12 protein-coding genes and 1 pseudogene are annotated in these 17272 nt (G+C 64.3%); 10 read left to right on the forward strand and 3 right to left on the reverse strand.

From position 1 onward, the window contains the following. Window positions 1-132: 132 nt before the first annotated feature. Window positions 133-804: a GntR family transcriptional regulator gene (locus CBI38_RS23515; RefSeq protein WP_109335299.1), complete on the reverse strand. Its 672-nt coding sequence runs from the start codon at window positions 802-804 to the stop codon at window positions 133-135. Between the two features lie 170 nt (window positions 805-974). Between CBI38_RS23515 and glyA the strand changes: the two genes are divergently transcribed. From glyA to folP, 6 genes are all read left to right on the forward strand, one after another. After that, window positions 975-2249, forward strand: coding sequence for a serine hydroxymethyltransferase (gene glyA / locus CBI38_RS23520; RefSeq protein WP_162603315.1), 1275 nt, complete (start codon window positions 975-977; stop codon window positions 2247-2249). Next, window positions 2249-3484: a sarcosine oxidase subunit beta family protein gene (locus CBI38_RS23525; protein WP_109332681.1), complete on the forward strand. Its 1236-nt coding sequence runs from the start codon at window positions 2249-2251 to the stop codon at window positions 3482-3484. Before glyA ends, CBI38_RS23525 begins: the two co-directional genes overlap by 1 nt. A gap of 32 nt (window positions 3485-3516) precedes the next feature. After that, window positions 3517-3795, forward strand: coding sequence for a sarcosine oxidase subunit delta (locus tag CBI38_RS23530; RefSeq protein WP_109332682.1), 279 nt, complete (start codon window positions 3517-3519; stop codon window positions 3793-3795). After that, window positions 3792-6656 carry a 2Fe-2S iron-sulfur cluster-binding protein gene (locus tag CBI38_RS23535; protein ID WP_109332683.1) on the forward strand — a complete coding sequence of 955 codons (2865 nt, stop codon included), beginning with the start codon at window positions 3792-3794 and terminating at the stop codon, window positions 6654-6656. Before CBI38_RS23530 ends, CBI38_RS23535 begins: the two co-directional genes overlap by 4 nt. Further along, complete coding sequence (locus CBI38_RS23540; RefSeq protein ID WP_109332684.1) at window positions 6649-7242, forward strand: sarcosine oxidase subunit gamma; 594 nt, start codon at window positions 6649-6651, stop codon at window positions 7240-7242. Before CBI38_RS23535 ends, CBI38_RS23540 begins: the two co-directional genes overlap by 8 nt. A 73-nt stretch (window positions 7243-7315) precedes the next feature. After that, entirely contained in the window at window positions 7316-8182 is an 867-nt protein-coding gene (folP, locus tag CBI38_RS23545; RefSeq protein WP_109332685.1) for a dihydropteroate synthase, read from the forward strand. Window positions 8183-8276: 94 nt separating this feature from the next. Here folP and pabB read toward each other — a convergent pair. Further along, a pseudogene (gene pabB / locus CBI38_RS23550) lies at window positions 8277-10366 on the reverse strand (aminodeoxychorismate synthase component I). Window positions 10367-10533: 167 nt separating this feature from the next. Next, on the reverse strand, window positions 10534-10689 hold the full coding sequence (locus CBI38_RS23555; protein WP_204164808.1) for a hypothetical protein: 156 nt from the start codon (window positions 10687-10689) through the stop codon (window positions 10534-10536). Between the two features lie 183 nt (window positions 10690-10872). Here CBI38_RS23555 and CBI38_RS23560 point away from each other — a divergent pair, with 183 nt between their 5' ends. The 4 genes from CBI38_RS23560 to CBI38_RS23575 all read left to right on the forward strand — a co-directional run bounded on the left by CBI38_RS23560 (window position 10873) and on the right by CBI38_RS23575 (window position 17233). After that, window positions 10873-11286 carry a glycine cleavage system protein H gene (locus tag CBI38_RS23560; protein WP_109332687.1) on the forward strand — a complete coding sequence of 138 codons (414 nt, stop codon included), beginning with the start codon at window positions 10873-10875 and terminating at the stop codon, window positions 11284-11286. A gap of 72 nt (window positions 11287-11358) precedes the next feature. Beyond that, a complete protein-coding gene (locus CBI38_RS23565; protein ID WP_109332688.1) occupies window positions 11359-12741 on the forward strand; it encodes an L-serine ammonia-lyase in 1383 nt (460 codons plus the stop codon). A 96-nt stretch (window positions 12742-12837) separates the two neighbouring features. Continuing rightward, on the forward strand, window positions 12838-13623 hold the full coding sequence (locus tag CBI38_RS23570; RefSeq protein ID WP_204164809.1) for a hypothetical protein: 786 nt from the start codon (window positions 12838-12840) through the stop codon (window positions 13621-13623). A 130-nt stretch (window positions 13624-13753) separates the two neighbouring features. After that, on the forward strand, window positions 13754-17233 hold the full coding sequence (locus CBI38_RS23575; protein ID WP_109332689.1) for a serine/threonine-protein kinase: 3480 nt from the start codon (window positions 13754-13756) through the stop codon (window positions 17231-17233). Window positions 17234-17272: the final 39 nt, after the last annotated feature.

The raw sequence follows: 17272 nt of genomic DNA on the forward strand, positions 1-17272 counted from the left end.
CCGCAGCGGTAAATCGAGGCAGCACCTAAGTCCCGATTGTTCAGCCGATTCAACATCGAACCCGGGTCGCTGTCCACGAATTCATCGAAAAAGATGCTAGTTCCGTCGCTTCATGCGCGCCCTGAGATGGCGCTACAGCAGGTCGCGGATGGCTTTCTCGAAGCCGGTGACGTGGGCGCGGGTGAGGGACGAGGCGGTGTCCTCGTCCCCGTCGACGATGGCGTGGAGCAGCGCTACGTGCTCGCGCACGTGGCCGGCGACGTCCGGCAACCGGTCGAGGAAGAGGCACCAGATGCGGGTGGCGTGTGCGTCGAGGCTGACGAGGATGTCCTCGAGGTGGGGGTTGTTGGACGCTCGATAGATCTCGCGATGGACGCGCACGTCCTTGCGCAGGACTTCGCGTGGGTCCTCACTGTCATCGATCTCGGCGATCTCGTCGGCGAGCACGGACAGCCGCGCCCGCGCATCCTGGGACGCGCTCCGTGCCGCGCGGGCGGCCGCGGTGGGTTCGAGTTGCTTACGGATTTCGGAAATGTCGGCGAGGTCGGTCATGTCGACGGCGGTGGCGAACGTGCCGCGACGCGGGTACGCGACGACGAGACGCTCCCGCTCGAGCCGCTTGAGCGCTTCCCGCACCGGTGTTCGTCCGAATCCGAGTTCCTCGGCGAGCCGGTCGTCATTGATCGGCTCGCCAGGGCGGATGTCCAGCATGACCAGGCGTTCCCGCACGATCTCGTACGCACGGTCGGCATTGGTGCCGCTTACGGATTGAACTTCCATAACCGGCGGCTGCGCCACGCTCATGTTCATCTCCCAAACAATTCCGGTAGAGCCTTGACTGCGATCCATCGCTGACCCTACTCTACCTTCAAGTTGATATATCAGTCTACAAGTCACTGATCTCTCAGAAGGGCGAACTCTTGACTCTCGACATCGACGGCCGCACGACAGCCGCACCGGCAGGCAATCCGACGCTGACCGATCAGCTCGCCGACCTCGACCCCGCCGTCCACCAGGCGATCGCAGCCGAACTCGAGCGCCAGCAGGGCACCCTGGAGATGATCGCCAGTGAGAACTTCGCCCCGCTCGCAGTGATGCAGGCGCAGGGCTCGGTGCTCACCAACAAGTACGCCGAGGGATACCCCGGACGCCGCTACTACGGCGGTTGCGAGCACGTCGACGTCATCGAGCAGCTCGCCATCGACCGCCTCACCGACCTTTTCGGCGCGAAATACGCCAACGTGCAGCCGCATTCGGGGGCGCAGGCAAACGCCGCCGCGATGGCGGCACTGCTGAAGCCCGGTGACGGAATCCTCGGACTGGACCTCGCGCACGGTGGTCACCTCACACACGGGATGAGGCTGAACTTCTCCGGCAAGCTCTACGACGTCGCCGCCTACCACGTCCGCGAGGACGATCACCTGGTCGATATGGACGAGGTGGAGCGTCTGGCCCGTGAGCACCGCCCGAAGCTGATCCTGGCCGGCTGGTCCGCCTACACACGCCAGCTCGACTTCGCCGCATTCCGGCGCATCGCCGACGAGGTCGGCGCGTACCTCATGGTCGACATGGCCCACTTCGCCGGACTCGTCGCCGCCGGGCTGCACCCTTCTCCCGTCCCGCACGCCCACGTGGTCACGTCGACGACGCACAAGACCCTCGGCGGTCCCCGCGGCGGCGTCATCCTCACCAACGACGAGGCCCTGGCGAAGAAGTTCAACTCCTCGGTGTTCCCGGGACAGCAGGGTGGCCCGCTCGAACACGTGATCGCCGGCAAGGCCGTCTCGTTCAAGCTCGCCGCCGAGCCGGAGTTCCACGAGCGCCAGGAACGCACCCTCGCCGGGGCGAAGATCCTTGCCGACCGATTGCTGCAGCCCGACTCCCGCGAGGCCGGTATCAACGTCGTCTCCGGCGGCACCGACGTGCACCTGGTGCTGGTGGATCTGCGCGAGTCCGAGCTTGACGGAAAGCAGGCCGAGGACCGGCTTCACCGCGTCGGAATCACGGTGAACCGCAACGCCGTTCCGTTCGACCCGCGGCCGCCGATGGTCAGCTCCGGTGTGCGCATCGGGACCCCCGCCCTCGCGACCCGCGGTTTCGACCTGGACGCGTTCACCGAGGTTGCCGACATCATCAGCTATGCACTGCGGCCGGCCACCGACGAGGACGATCTCGACGAACTCCGCGGCCGCGTCGACGCCCTCGCCCTGCGTTTCCCGCTCTACCCCGACCTGACGGAGGCGAACTGATGAGTGCCACCCAGCCGCCCGGCGCCCACCTGCCCGATCACCCCGACTTCCTGTGGCGTAACCCGGAACCGAAGAAGTCGTACGATGTCGTGATCGTCGGCGGCGGCGGACACGGCCTGGCCACCGCCCACTACCTCGCCAAGAATCACGGCATCACCAACGTCGCGGTCCTGGAGAAGGGCTGGCTCGCGGGCGGAAACATGGCCCGCAACACCACGCTGATCCGCTCGAACTATCTGTGGGACGAGAGTGCGAAGATTTACGAGCACGCGCTCAAGCTGTGGGAGGGCCTCGAGGACGACCTCGACTACCCGATCCTGTTCAGCCAGCGCGGCGTCCTCAATCTCGCGCACAGCCTGCAGGACGTCCGCGACAGCGTCCGCCGGGTGGAGGCGAACAAGCTCAACGGCATCGACGCCGAGTGGGTCGGACCCGACGAGGTCAAGAAGCTGTGCCCGCTGGTGAACATCTCGAGCGACATCCGCTACCCCGTCCTCGGCGCGACGTATCAGCCGCGGGCCGGCATCGCCAAACATGACTACGTGGCCTGGGGATTCGCGCGCCGCGCCGACGAGGCGGGCATCGACATCATCCAAAACTGTGAGGTCACCGGATTCGTCACGGACGGCAACAAGGTGACCGGGGTGCGCACCACCCGCGGCGACATCGTGGCCGGGCAGGTAGCGCTGTGCGCTGCCGGGCACACCTCGACGCTCACCGACATGCTCGGCATCCGCACCCCGGTGCAGAGTCACCCGTTGCAGGCACTGGTTTCCGAACTGCTCGAGCCCGTACACCCGACCATCGTGATGTCCAACGCGATCCACGTCTACGTCTCGCAGGCGCACAAGGGTGAATTGGTGATGGGCGCCGGTGTCGACTCCTACAACGGCTACGGCCAGCGCGGCGCGTTCCACATCATCGAACGGCAGATGGCGGCCGCGGTCGAGTTGTTCCCCGTCTTCGCCCGCGCGCACCTGCTGCGCACCTGGGGCGGCATCGTCGACGTGTGCCCCGACGCCTCCCCGATTGTCGGACGCACCCCGTACGACAACGTATACCTCAACTGTGGTTGGGGCACTGGTGGATTCAAGGCCACCCCGGGATTGGGCTGGTGCCTGGCGGACACGATCGCCAACGACGAACCGCACGAGTTCATCGCGCCGTTCAGCCTCGACCGGTTCGTCACCGGTGCCCTCGTCGACGAGCACGGCGCTGCGGCCGTCGCGCACTGATCCCCCGTCGCGCACTGAAATCAGGAGTCACCATGCAACTCATCGAATGCCCGTGGTGCGGACCCCGTGAGGAAACCGAGTTCCACTACGGCGGCGAAGCCCACGTCGTGTACCCGGAAGACCCCGAATCGTTGACCGACGAACAATGGGCACACTTCGTGTTCTTCCGTGCGAACCCGAAAGGTCTTTTCGCGGAACGGTGGAACCACAGCGCTGGCTGCCGGCGCTGGTTCAACGCCGTACGTGACACCGCCACCTACCGATTCCACAGCGTCTACCGCTTGGACGAGCAGAAGCCGACGATATCGTGAACGCACCCTTCCGCACCCGCCAGGGCGGTCGCCTCGACCGCGACACCTCCTACACCTTCACGTTCGACGGCCGGGAACTGACCGGTCACCCCGGTGACACGCTCGGTTCGGCCCTGCTCGCGAACGGCGTCCACCAGATCACCACGAGCATCAAACTCGGCCGGCCCCGCGGCATCACCGCGGCGTGGGCGGAGGACACCGGCGGCCTCGTGCAGATCGAGGAGCCGTTCCCCGAGCCGATGCTGCTCGCGACCACCATCGAGTTGTTCGACGGCCTCGTCGCCCGCGGCATCCCCGGTCAGGGACGTCTTGCCACGATCGCCGATTCGGCGAAATACGACGCCACGCACGTCCACACCGACCTCCTGGTCGCCGGCGCCGGCCCGGCGGGTCTCGCCGCGGCGCTCACCGCCGCCCGGGCGGGCGCGCGGGTGGTGCTCGTCGACGAGCAGAACGAAGCCGGCGGAGACCTGCTCGGGTCCACCGACCTCATCGACGGCGCTCCCGCCCTCGACTGGGTGGCCGCCGCGGTCGCCGAGCTCGCCACCTTCCCGGATGTGCTGCACCTGCAGCGCACCACCGCATTCGGCAACTACGACGACGGTTTCGTCCTCGCGCTCGAGCGTCGCACCGACCATCTCGGTGCCGAAGCCCCCACCGCGCTGAGCCGGCAACGCGTGTGGCGGATCCGGGCCCGGCACATCGTCGTCGCGGCCGGCGCCCACGAGCGTCCCGTCGTCTTCACCGACAACGATCGCCCCGGCATCATGCTCGCGCACGGTGCCCGCACCTTCCTGCACCGCTACGGCGTCAAGGTCGGCGAGCAGGCCGTTGTGTTCACCACCAACGACAGCGCCTACGAAGCGGCGATCGACCTGCACGACGCCGGTGTTCGCATCAACGCGATCGTCGAGGCCCGCGAACACGCACCCGCCCGCTGGCAGGCCGAATGCGACAAGCGGGGCATCACCATTCGCACTGCGTCGGTGGTGTCCGGCACCCGCGGCAACGGCCGGATCAGTCACGCCGTCGTGTCACAACGCGCGGACAACGGCACCCCAGTTCCCCTCGCCTGCGACGTCCTACTCGTCAGCGGCGGTTGGAACCCGGCCGTGCACCTGTTCTCCCAGGCCCGCGGCAAACTCCGCTACGACGACAACCTGGGCGCCTTCGTCCCCGGCGAGACCCTTGACGGAGTCTCCGTCACCGGATCCGCGAACGGTGTGTTCGATCTGGAGGGGTGCCTGCGCGACGGCCAGCACGTGGGCGCCGCTGCCGTGCGCAATCTCGGGTTCACGGCCTCCGTCACCGATGTCGATACTGTCGACCGTCATGCGGCGAACGACAGTGGCTTGGCGCCGCTGGTGTTGTGGCGGGTGCCCGACACCGCCGGCGAGGACACCCAGTTCGTCGACGTGCAGCGTGACGCGACGGTTGCCGACCTCGCCCGCGCGGTCGGTGCCGGGATGACGTCGATGGAGCACATCAAGCGCTACACGACCATCGGCACCGCACACGATCAGGGCAAGACCTCCGGGGTGATCTCCTCCGGCATCACGGCCGAACTGCTCGGCAGGCCGATCGAGACATTGGGCACCACCACATTCCGACCGCCGTACACCCCGGTCGCGTTCGCCGCCCTCGCCGGCCGCAGCCGCGGCGCCCTCTTCGACCCCGAACGGGTGACGGCACTGCACGATTGGCACGTCGGACGGGGCGCGGTGTTCGAGGACGTCGGCCAGTGGAAGCGTCCCCGCTACTATCCGCTGCCCGGGGAGGACATGGATGCCGCCGTGCTGCGCGAATGCGCCGCCGTGCGCCGCAGCATCGGCATCCTCGACGGCTCGACCCTCGGTAAGATCGACGTTCAGGGTCCCGACGCCGGGGTGCTGCTCGACATGGTCTACACGAACATGATGAGCACACTGAAGGTCGGCATGGTCCGTTACGGCGTCATGTGCGGCGTCGACGGCATGGTCATCGACGACGGCACCGTGATGCGCCTGGACGACGACCGGTTCCAGGTCTTCACCACCACCGGCGGCGCCGCGAAGATCCTCGACTGGATGGAGGAATGGCTGCAGACGGAATGGCCCCACCTGAAGGTGCGGCTCACCTCGGTCACCGAACAGTGGGCCACGTTCCCCGTCGTCGGACCGCGCTCCCGCGACGTGATCGGTGAGGTCTTTCCCGACCTCGACGTCACCAACGACGCGTTCCCGTTCATGGCGTGGCGCGACACCTCCCTCGGCGACGTCCACGTGCGGGTCGCGCGGATCAGCTTCTCCGGCGAACTCGCCTTCGAAGTCAACGTCAACGGCTGGCACGCACCCGCCGTCTGGGCACGGCTGATCGCCGCGGGCGAAAAATTCGACATCACCCCGTACGGCACCGAAACCATGCACGTGCTGCGCGCCGAGAAGGGGTACCCGATCATCGGTCAGGACACCGACGGCACGGTCACTCCGCAGGACCTCGGGATGAGCTGGGCCGTGTCGAAGAAGAAGCGCGACTTCATCGGGAAGCGCTCCTTCTCCCGTGAGGAGAACCAGAACCCGCTGCGCAAGCAGTTCGTCGGGCTGCTACCCCTCGACAAGCAGACCGTGCTGCCCGAGGGCGCGCAGATCATCGAAGAGATCCCCGACGGCGTCCTGCCGCCTCCACCGGTGCCGATGCTCGGCCACGTCACGTCGAGCTACCTCAGCGCCGAACTCGGCCGCCCGTTCGGACTCGCCCTCGTCAAGGGTGGGCGGGCCCGGCTCGGCGACACCCTGCACGTCCCGGTGAACGGAAACCTGGTCGCCGTCGAGGTCACCAGCTCCGTCCTCGTTGATCCAGAAGGAGCACGTCGCGATGGCTGACACCCTCGTCCCCCTCAGCCCCCTGCACGGCTGGGACCAGAAATTCTCCGAGCTCCCCGAATCGGTGAGCCTCACCGAGGAACCGTTCGTCACAATGGTCGACCTGTGGGTGGACCTGGCCGGGCCGGGCGGCTCTGCGGCATCGAACATACTGGGCGTGGACCTGCCCACCGCGCCCTCCACCTGCATCGAGGGCGATGCAGCGACCGCGATCTGGCTCGGCCCCGACGAGTTCCTGATCACCACCCGATCCCAGGCACCCGAAGAGGTCGAGGTTCAACTCCGCAGCGCGGTGACCCCACACGGTGGCGCCGCGATCGACGTCTCCGCACAGCGCACCACCCTGCGCCTACGCGGAACCCACGCCCGAGATGTCCTCGCGAAAGGATGCTCGATCGACCTGCACCCCAAGGTCCTCGGGCCTGGCGCCGCGGTCCAGACGATGCTCGCTCTTGCCGGCGTCGTCCTCATCCCGCTCGACAGCACCGGCACCGACTACCGGATCCTCGTGCGGTCGTCGTTCGCCCGATACCTCGCGGAATGGCTGATCGACGCCGCCGAAGAATTTGGCATCGTTCCCGTGTAACTGACAGCATCGGTCCGGTGGACGCATGACCCCGTCCACCGGACCGGTGTTCCCTTCGTGAAGGAGTGCCCGGATGGCTACGTCCCCGACGCTCACCGCCACCCGCACCGACCGACTGCTCGATGCTCTCGCACGCGATGTTCCTCTGGTCTGCGGCATCGTCAACGTGACCCCGGATTCGTTCTCCGACGGCGGCCTGTACCTCGACACCGCTGCCGCGGTCGAACACGCCTTGACTCTGGTCGCCGAAGGCGCCGAACTCCTCGACGTCGGGGGCGAATCGACACGCCCCGGATCCCGCCCGCCGTCCGTTGCCGACGAGATCACGCGCGTCATCCCCGTCGTCGCGGAACTCGCCAGACGCACAACGGTTCCGATCTCCGTCGACACGTCGAGACCCGACGTGATGCGCGAGGCAGTCACGGCGGGCGCGTCGATGATCAACGATGTTCGCGCCCTGCGACTTCCGGGCGCCCTGCGCGCCGCCGCCGAGCTGGACGTGCCCGTGTGCCTGATGCACATGCGCGGCGATCCCGACACGATGCAGAATTCGCCGGAGTACGGCGAAGTCGTGACCGAGGTGCGCGGGTTCCTCCTCGACCGTGTCGCCGCCTGCCTCGACGCGGGAATTCCCCTCGAGCACATCATGGTCGACCCGGGCTTCGGATTCGGCAAAACCCTCACCCACAATCTCGCACTATTGTCCGAGCTCCGACAGATCACCGATCTCGGTGTTCCCGTGATGGCCGGACTGTCTCGCAAAGGCATGCTGGGCACCATCACCGGCCGCGGCGTCGACGACCGTCAGGCCGCCTCGGTTGCCGCAGCCATGATTGCCGCGCAGAACGGAGCCGCCGTCCTGCGTGTCCACGACGTCGCAGCGACCGTCGATGCCGTTGCTGTACTCACCTGTGTGCGCGGCGCCATGGTGCGACGTTGACATTCAACTGGGCCCCGCCCGAGTTCGCGGGAGAAGTGGGTTGATCCGAGGCTTCTCTGGCCTGGTCCGCAAGCCGCGGCCATGGCCACACAGATCACCTTCCCGTGCTGATAGTCGTACGATCGTCGACTTCGAGTACTTTGCACGATGAGGCCGCCTTGACCAGGGTCTCCTCGTACTCCTCCATCTGATCGGACAGTGCGGTAATTGCGCCGCCGACGCCGAATCGAACGTGCGCATCGGTAACCACCATCGTTCGGATCGCTACCGACAGATCTGTGGTTCCTGACAACGATATGTAGCCGATTGCACCGGAGTACACCCCGCGCGCACCGCCTTCGAGTTCGTCGATGATCCCCATCGTCCTTATCTTGGGAGCTCCGGTCATCGATCCGGCAGGAAACAAGGCACGTATCGCGTCGATGACATGGACATCAGTGCGAAGCACACCCCGAACGGTGGAAACCATCTGATGAACCGACGCATAGGTCTCGATTCCGAACAGGATTGGTACGTGCACTGTTCCCGGCGCACACACCCTCGACAGATCGTTCCGTACCAAGTCGACGATCATCAGGTTCTCAGCCTGGTCTTTCTCGCTCAGGGCGAGGGAATGCATCAGGGCCGTGTCCTCGTCGACGGTGGCACCGCGCGGACGGGTTCCCTTGATCGGATTCGACTCCGCCGACCGGTCTGCCCTGACGCGCAGGAACCGCTCCGGGGATGCACTGACGACCGAGAGATCGCGCAAACAGAGAAGCGCGGCGTGCGGCACCGGATTGAAGCGCAGGATGTTAGAGAAGATTCGGCGCGGCCCGACGTCAGCATCGACGGTTGCCGTGTTGGTCAGGCACACTTCGTACGTCTCACCGGCCCGGATCAGTTCAAGGCACTCGTCGATCAGAGCACGGTATGCCCTCTCGCCGTGACGTAGTTCGAATTCCGCGCCCGTCGGACGTGCGAAGACAATCGGCGGGTCATCCCGGTCGTCGACCTCCTCCTGATCCTCCAGTGCGTCACCGACCGTGGCGAACCAAGCTTCGCTGCGCCGATCATTCGGTGTCGGGCTCAATGCGAGCGCGTAGGCACATCGTTGTTCGTGATCGATCACCACAGCTCGGTCGGCAAAGACCAACGCCGCATCGGGGTGCGGAGAGGTATGGGCCCGCACGCCGCCCGTTTCTCCTTTCAGCTCGTACCCGAGGTAGCCGACATAGCCAAGATGGAAATCGAAGGGAAGCGCGGGGTCCGGTTCCACGGCCCGAAGGCGAAGCTGCGCTTCGAGGTAGTCGAAGATGGATGCGGAAATCTGCTCGTCGCGAAGATTACTGCGGCTGACGTTGACAGTCGATGTGTTCAGGTCGTAGGTGATGTACTCGCCGTACGGTCCTGAGCAGTCGCCCATGATGGTAAATCGGGAAGCGAGATCCGATTTGACACTGCCATCGAGCCAGAAGGTGCCCGATCGACCGCCGAAGAGACTGTCGAAAAGCTGCGCAGCGTCCGGATATCGGTCCAACCGACGATGGTCGACGACGAGGCAAGGATGCCGACTACCAGGCGATGGCCGTCGTCGAGAGCTGGGCCGGGCCTTAGAACGTGCACCGCGGCAGGGACAGTGAGGTCCCGGAAGTTGGCCAATAGCTCCCGTCCGTATTCACTCGAGATCGATTCCGGATGGAATTGGACACCCCATAGTGGCCTGCTTCGGTGCCGCACGGCCATGACCAGTCCGTCAGAAGTCGTTGCCAGCACCTCGAGCTCTTCCGACAGTTCCACTGCGACGAGCGAGTGATAGCGAACCACATTCATCGGCGAAGGAAGCCCGCGGAAAAGGTCTTCGCCGGTATGCACGATGGAGGAGAGCCTGCCGTGCATGGGCTCGGGCGCCCGAGTAATGCGAGCCTCGAACAACGCGCACAATCCTTGATGCCCCAGGCAAACCCCGAGCACCGGTAGTCCTGATTCAGCGATGACACGAGCACTGATACCGAAGTCGGCAATGCTGGTCGGCGTGCCCGGACCGGGAGAGATCACCGCGTTGTCGAAGGCCGTGAAATCGATCGACTCCCACGTTGCATCATTCGTCACTACCGTCGGACACATACCGTTGACCGCGGTGAGCAATTCGAAGAGGTTGTAGGTGAACGAATCGTGGTTATCTATCAACAGGGTTCTGACCATCTACAGATCTCCTCGGTGCGCCTGCTGTCTCAGCTACCCGGCCATAATGCCTAGTATACTATTGCGCCTGCGACTGATATATCAATTACGACTTGCATAAGATCGGCCCGGCCCCCCTTTACCGGACCGCGTCATCCCTTACCGCAGCAACCGATTACCTCTTTGAGCTAGTCGCCCGGATCGCCGAAGTCAGCCCAGACATCCGACTTCCAGCCGCCCAGGGAAGTCGTCAGACGATACTTGACCACCACCGAGTTCTGATCTACCGTAATGACCATCACTGATATATCAATCGTCTGTTTTTGTCCGGTCAGCGTGATCAACAGGTACCTACGGGAGGTGCGGTGAGCGACGTCCACGTTCGGGTCAACGCTGCAGATTGTACGAACTGGGGAAGCCAGCGCGTCGGCACGTCGATCTCGATGGCCCCACCGGCAAAGCTTCCACCTGCGGCGAATTGCGCCGGCCAAGCATCGCCCTCCACGCCGACATGCGAAGGAAAAGCCATGGGAGATATGCAGTTGCCCACAGGTCGGATGTACACCTCATCGCACAGCTGGTTGGCGCTCACACCGGGAGAAGCCTTGTCGGACTACCCATTGAGAGCGGGCATCACTGCAACCGCTCTCGATGGTCTCGACATCGTGGGACTCGACCTTCCCGCAGTGCGGAGCACAGTGAACGCCGGCGCTCCGTGTGCACTGATCTGGTCGTCCTCGCGGACGGTGGTCACGATGTACGCTCCCCTCAGTGGCCTGGTCACGCTGACCAATATCGCTGCGATCGACGATCCTCAACTCGTAGCTCGCGACCCCCACTACTCGGGATGGTTGTTCGCCATCCTGCCCTTCCACACATCGTCCACGAAGGACTTGCTCGCTCCCGCTCAATACACCGATGAGCTCAGCGAAGCGATATGAGCGCGCATTCCTGCTGCCGTCCCTGCCTCCACCGCGTGCCCTCGAAGTGCACAGACACAGGATTGTGATTCCATGACCATTAGCGTGTTCGACCTGTTCTCCGTCGGTGTCGGTCCGTCGAGTTCGCACACCGTCGGTCCCATGCGAGCCGCCGCACGATTCATCTCCGACCTGCACACCCTCGGAGCATTCGAGGACGTCGTCGACGTGAAGGTAGACCTGTACGGTTCACTCGCGGCAACCGGTGCCGGACACGGCACGATGTCCGCGGTCCTACTCGGACTCGAGGGATACCGTCCCGAAGATATCGAGACCGACGAGATGGAACGCCGGCTCGAGATCATGCGCAGCACCCGCCACATTTCACTCGGCGGATCCCGTGACATCGCGCTCGCCGAGGATGAGATCATCCTGCGTCCATTGACCGTCCTGCCCTTCCACCCCAACGGAATGACCCTCACCGCCTACGCCGACGAGAACGTCGAACTACACAAGGAGACCTACTTCTCGGTGGGCGGTGGCTTCGTCGTCACCGAGGCCGAAAGCATCGAAACCACCCCCGCGTCGGCTGGCGGCTTGAATTACGGATCTGCGAAAGAACTTCTCGAACTCTGCGACCGCTACGAGTGCAGCATCAGCGACCTCATGCTCTCGATCGAGCACGAATCACGGTCCACCCTCGAAATACACGAACAGTTGCTACACATCCGAGATGTGATGGTCGAGTGCGAGCAGCGTGGTATCTCGCGCGACGGGTATTTGCCGGGTGCACTGAGGGTTCGCCGGCGCGCCCGCGACTGGTTTCTGCGACTGGACCGGGAGGATCCATATCGGGCACCAGAATTCGCCGAAGACTGGGTCAACCTTGTCGCCCTTGCGATCAACGAGGAGAACGCCTCCGGTGGCCGCATCGTCACAGCTCCCACGAATGGGGCGGCCGGAATCATCCCCGCTGTATTGCACTACGCCGTGCACTACACCCCAGCCGGCAGGGCCGACCCCGACAAGACCGCGATTCAATTCCTGCTCACTGCCGGGGCCATCGGCTCCCTGTACAAGGAACGGGCCTCTATTTCCGGCGCCGAGGTCGGTTGTCAGGGAGAGGTGGGCTCCGCCGCATCCATGGCGGCGGCCGGTCTGGCCGAAATCCTCGGCGGCACCCCGGAGCAAGTCGAGAATGCGGCCGAGATCGCAATGGAACATAGCCTTGGGTTGACCTGTGATCCCATCGAGGGCTTGGTCCAGATCCCGTGCATTGAACGTAACGCCATTTCTGCGGGTAAGGCCATCAACGCTGCGCGGATGGCGCTGCGCGGCGACGGTACTCACCGAGTCAGCCTCGACCAGGTGATCGAGACGATGCGCTCGACCGGCGCTGACATGCTCTCGAAGTACAAAGAAACCTCTACCGGTGGGCTCGCGGTCAACGTTCCAGTCAACTACGTCGAGTGCTGACACCGATTTCGACGCTGCACGGTGCCGCACTAGTCCACCACTGGGAGCCGAATGTGTCCCCGCGGCTCGACTTCCCTGGAAAGAAGGATGCTTGTTATGCGGGAGAATGTGGTCACCGACGAGCTCCGGCTCCTCCCAGCGCGAGCCGCGCAGTTCATCCGCCGGTATCCGGTCCCCCCTCGGGGAACTTGCGCACCCGAGCTGCGAATCTCGATCCTCGATGTCTTCATCCATTGCGCCGCCGTTCGTGGCGAAGCATTCGTCGCGTTCCAGCTGCTGCGCCGGTGCGGGCTGCCCGGTGATCACTACCTGCATGTCGACGTTGTCGACGAGGCGCTGATGATTCTCGATCAGTTCGAGGTCACCGAAGATGCGTGCAACCACGCGTTCGGACCGAACTGGCGACAGGTCATCCGGCACGCCATTGACGTCGCCGAAATTTTGCACAGCGACTTTCACTCACTGACCCGCACCGAGAGTCTGGTCGGCAGTCACCGGCGACTCAGTGCATGGATCGCTGCCCGTGATGTGGCCTGGGAAGCCGGACGAATCAAGAGTTGGTACCGCGCACAGGATGCGGCATGGGAACGCGAGTACATGGACGACGCCACCGTCCGTCTCGATGACCGCCTCTGCGCTGATGCCGCTGCCGCGGTGCGCGACGCGGCAGCGGCAGTCGCACTGGCCGACCTGGTCGGCACGGCCGACTTCACTGCGGTCCATTACGAGACTCTTATCGCCCCCTGGTGTCGGGCCCGTAATGACATGGAAACCACCCCGGTAGACCTCTCGGAGCGTGCGACTACGAAAACAACAGCGACGAGCCACCCCGATCGCCTCTGCGCCATCACCGCCGGTGTCGCCGCGCCGACCATCCTCTGAATTCGTTGGTCACCGACCACGGTGCGCACGCCCCGCAGCGTTCATTTTCCATCCGCTCCTTCCCACAACTTCGGGTCGCGGTGAAGATGCGCGGACTATTCTGGGGACAGCGTAGAGGTGGTGTATGCCAATGGCGGACGACCGGTGGGCCACTCAGCGCGAGCCGGATATCGCGGCCGAACTGTCTGCCGCTGGTTTCGACGACGCTGTGGAGATCGGACGGGGTGGGTTCGGGGTCGTTTACCGCTGCCTACACGACGCGGTAGACCGCACGGTCGCCGTCAAAGTTCTGACAACAGACCTCGACCACGAGAACCTCGCCCGCTTCGTGCGCGAACAACGAGCAATGGGTCGGATGTCCGGACATCCCAACATCGTCGACCTGTATCAGGTAGGGGTTACACGGAGCAACCGTCCCTTTCTGGTCATGCCCTACCATGAGCACGGCTCCTTGGACGCGCAGATCCGCAGTACCGGCCCTATCGGATGGGAACCGACCGTTCGGCTCGGGATAAAGATCGCCGGCGCTCTCGAGACCGCCCACCGCGCCGGTACCTTGCACCGGGATGTCAAACCAGCGAATATCCTGCTGACCGAGTACGACGAGCCGCAGCTTACAGACTTCGGTATCGCACGAGTTTCCGGAGGCTTCGAAACCGCCTCTGGGTCGATCACCGGTTCCCCCGCCTTCACCGCGCCCGAGGTCCTCGAAGGCCGACCGCCGACCGCCGCGTCAGACGTATACAGTCTCGGATCGACTCTGTTTTGCGCGCTCACCGGGCACGCCGCGTTCGAGCGACTCAGTGGTGAACAAGTCGTTGCACAATTTCTCCGTATCTCCTCGCAGCCGATCCCGGATCTGCGAGAGTCCGGAATACCAGAGGACGTGTGCGCGACGTTGGAACGGGCGATGGCCCGCGCCGTGGAGAATCGGTTCGACAGCGCCGCCGCTTTCGGCAACGAACTTCGCGCCGTGGAGCGCAGGCATGACATGGCTGTCGATCGAATGCAGGTACCACCGAAACGTTCCCCTCTCCCGGACAGAGGCGCGGAGTCCACCGGAACGGCACAATGGCGACCTCCAGAAGCCGCACCACGGTCTCGTCCGCGCCCCTACAGGGTGCAAGCGCCACGAACGCCCCCTTCCCCGCTGACCAAGTTTCGTCCACCCACGACGTCCCGAAAACTGGTGTGGCGCCACCGCTTGCTCGACACACTGCGCGCCGGCCAGGGCCGCAGACTCACCCTCGTCCACGGACCGGCAGGATTCGGCAAGAGCAGCCTGGTTGCACAGTGGCGGGAGGAACTCGTTTCCCAGGGAGTGTCAGTGGCATGGCTGACCGTCGACCGTGACGATGACAATGTGGTCTGGTTTCTGTCGCATCTAGTCGAAGCGATCCAGAGGGTTCGCGCCGAGTTGGTCGGCGATCTCGGTCAATCACTCGAAGAACAGGGGCAAGCAACTGAACGTTTCGTGCTCACTTCCCTGATCAACCGACTACACGAGAGCGGGGAACCGCTCGTCGCCGTGATCGACGACTGGCATCGGGTCTCCGCGCCCGAATCTATCGCGGTGATGGAGTTTCTTCTCGACAACGCCTGCCACCACCTTCAGATCATCGTGGCCAGCCGTACCCGGTCGGGGTTACCGCTCAGCCGAATGCGGGTTCGCGACGAACTACTGGAAATCGACTCCGCAGCACTGGGTTTCGATTCTTCCGAGTCAAGGCAGTTTTTCACCGACCGAATGCAGATACCTCCGACCGATTCCGAAGTCGAGGAGTTGCGAGCCACGACGGATGGATGGATCGCGGCGCTACAGCTGGCATCGCTGTCGCTGCGGGAATCCGAGGGCCCGGAGACCTTGTTGGGCCAGTTGCGCGCCGGGACCGACGCACTCGGCGAGTATCTCGCCGAGAACGTACTCGACGCCCTCGAACCCGACTTCCTCGACTTCGTCCTCGCGACCGCAGTACCGGACCGGGTCTGCGGAGAACTCGCTTCAGCTCTCACAGGCGTCCCCGATGGGACGGCGAAGCTCGATCAGGTCGTCGCTCGTGACCTCTTTCTCACCCGAACAGTGGAGGACCGCAGATGGTACCGCTACCACCACCTGTTTGCGCAGATTCTGCGACAGCGCCTCGAGCGTGACCATCCAGATCGGATCGCGGCACTGCATCGCAGGGCGGCCGCGTGGTTCCGTGAGCGGCACCTACTCGGCGAGGCGCTCGATCACACCCTTTCTGCCGGTGACCGAACTGCAGCAGTCCGACTGCTCGAGAACGACAGCTTGTACCTACTCGATCGGTCCCAGATGTCCACGCTCCTCGGCCTGATTGCCAAGCTGCCGCCCGATCTGGTGTTGTCCAGTCCGCGCCTGCAGCTGACGATCGGCTGGGCGAACACTGAACTACAGCAACTCGACGTTGCAACGAAGGCCCGACACCGGACGCTCGAGCTCCTGAACACACTCGACCTCCCCGACGACCAACGCGCCCGGCTGAAGGTGGAAGCCGATGTGCTGCAGGCTGATACCACCATCACCGCTGACCGCGCAGCCGGTGTCAAAGATCTCGTCGCTCACTGCCTGGCCCATGCCCACGAGCACCACCCCTTCGTCGTGTCGATGGCGGCACTCATCGACACCATCGTCGATACCTACGAGTTTCGATTCAGTGATGCCTACGACAGGCAAGTGTGGGCGACTCCATACCACCAGAAGGCCACCGGACCCTACGCCGTTGCCTACGGATACTGTTTCGCCGGTATGGCCCGGGCCGAACAACTCGACATCGCCGGGGCGAGCGAGTTGTATCACCGAGCATTCAATCTCGTACGGGACGCCGGCAACACCCAATCCCAGCACGCGCGACTCACCCGGGTGCTGCTCGCCGAGGATCTCTACCAGCAAGACCGAATCGACGAGGCTGCAGAACTATTGGACGAAACCAGCGACGCAGCGGCACTGGGTGGCGCATCGGACTTCATGATCCGGCACTACTGCTCGAGTGCCCGAATCAGGTCCATACGCGGCGACCATGACGGCGCGGCCGCCCAGCTCGATCAAGGCATCCGGACCGCCAACAAATACTCACTCCCCCGGCTGCGGGCTGCGGTGGATTGTGAACGTGCCCGACTGGGGTATCCGCCTCGCTCCGGTGTCGTGCCCCTCACCCGCCGATCGCGTCAGGAGCCTGCAGACGGAATCGAACGGGTCACCGCCGAGATGGAGAACGAGGCCACTATCTTGCTGTTGCTTCGCAGCGGTGATCCTGAGCAGCTCAGCTTCGCATGCGACTTGGCTGAGAATTGGGTACATGCACTCGCCGGAACCGGACGTGAGCTTGCGCGACTCGGAGCCACTCGACTGCTGGCAGCCTGCTTCTGGGCAGCCGGCCGGAAGGAGGAGGCCAAGCAGACGCTGATTCCTGTTGTGGCCCAATGTGAGCGGCACGGGTTGATACGCTTCCTCCTCGACAGCGGACCCCATGTCGTTTCGGTTCTCAGAGAATTGCGTGAGCAGTTGAACGAGGGCGGGGCTGCCATGCATCCGGACGTGGTGCTGCCCTTCATAGACACCGTGCTCCACAGTGCGCTAACGCGCCCGTGAGTACTTGTTAACCGCCCGCGGTTAACAAGTACTCACGGG

This window comes from Rhodococcus oxybenzonivorans (genome assembly GCF_003130705.1).
Lineage (GTDB): Bacteria > Actinomycetota > Actinomycetes > Mycobacteriales > Mycobacteriaceae > Rhodococcus_F > Rhodococcus_F oxybenzonivorans.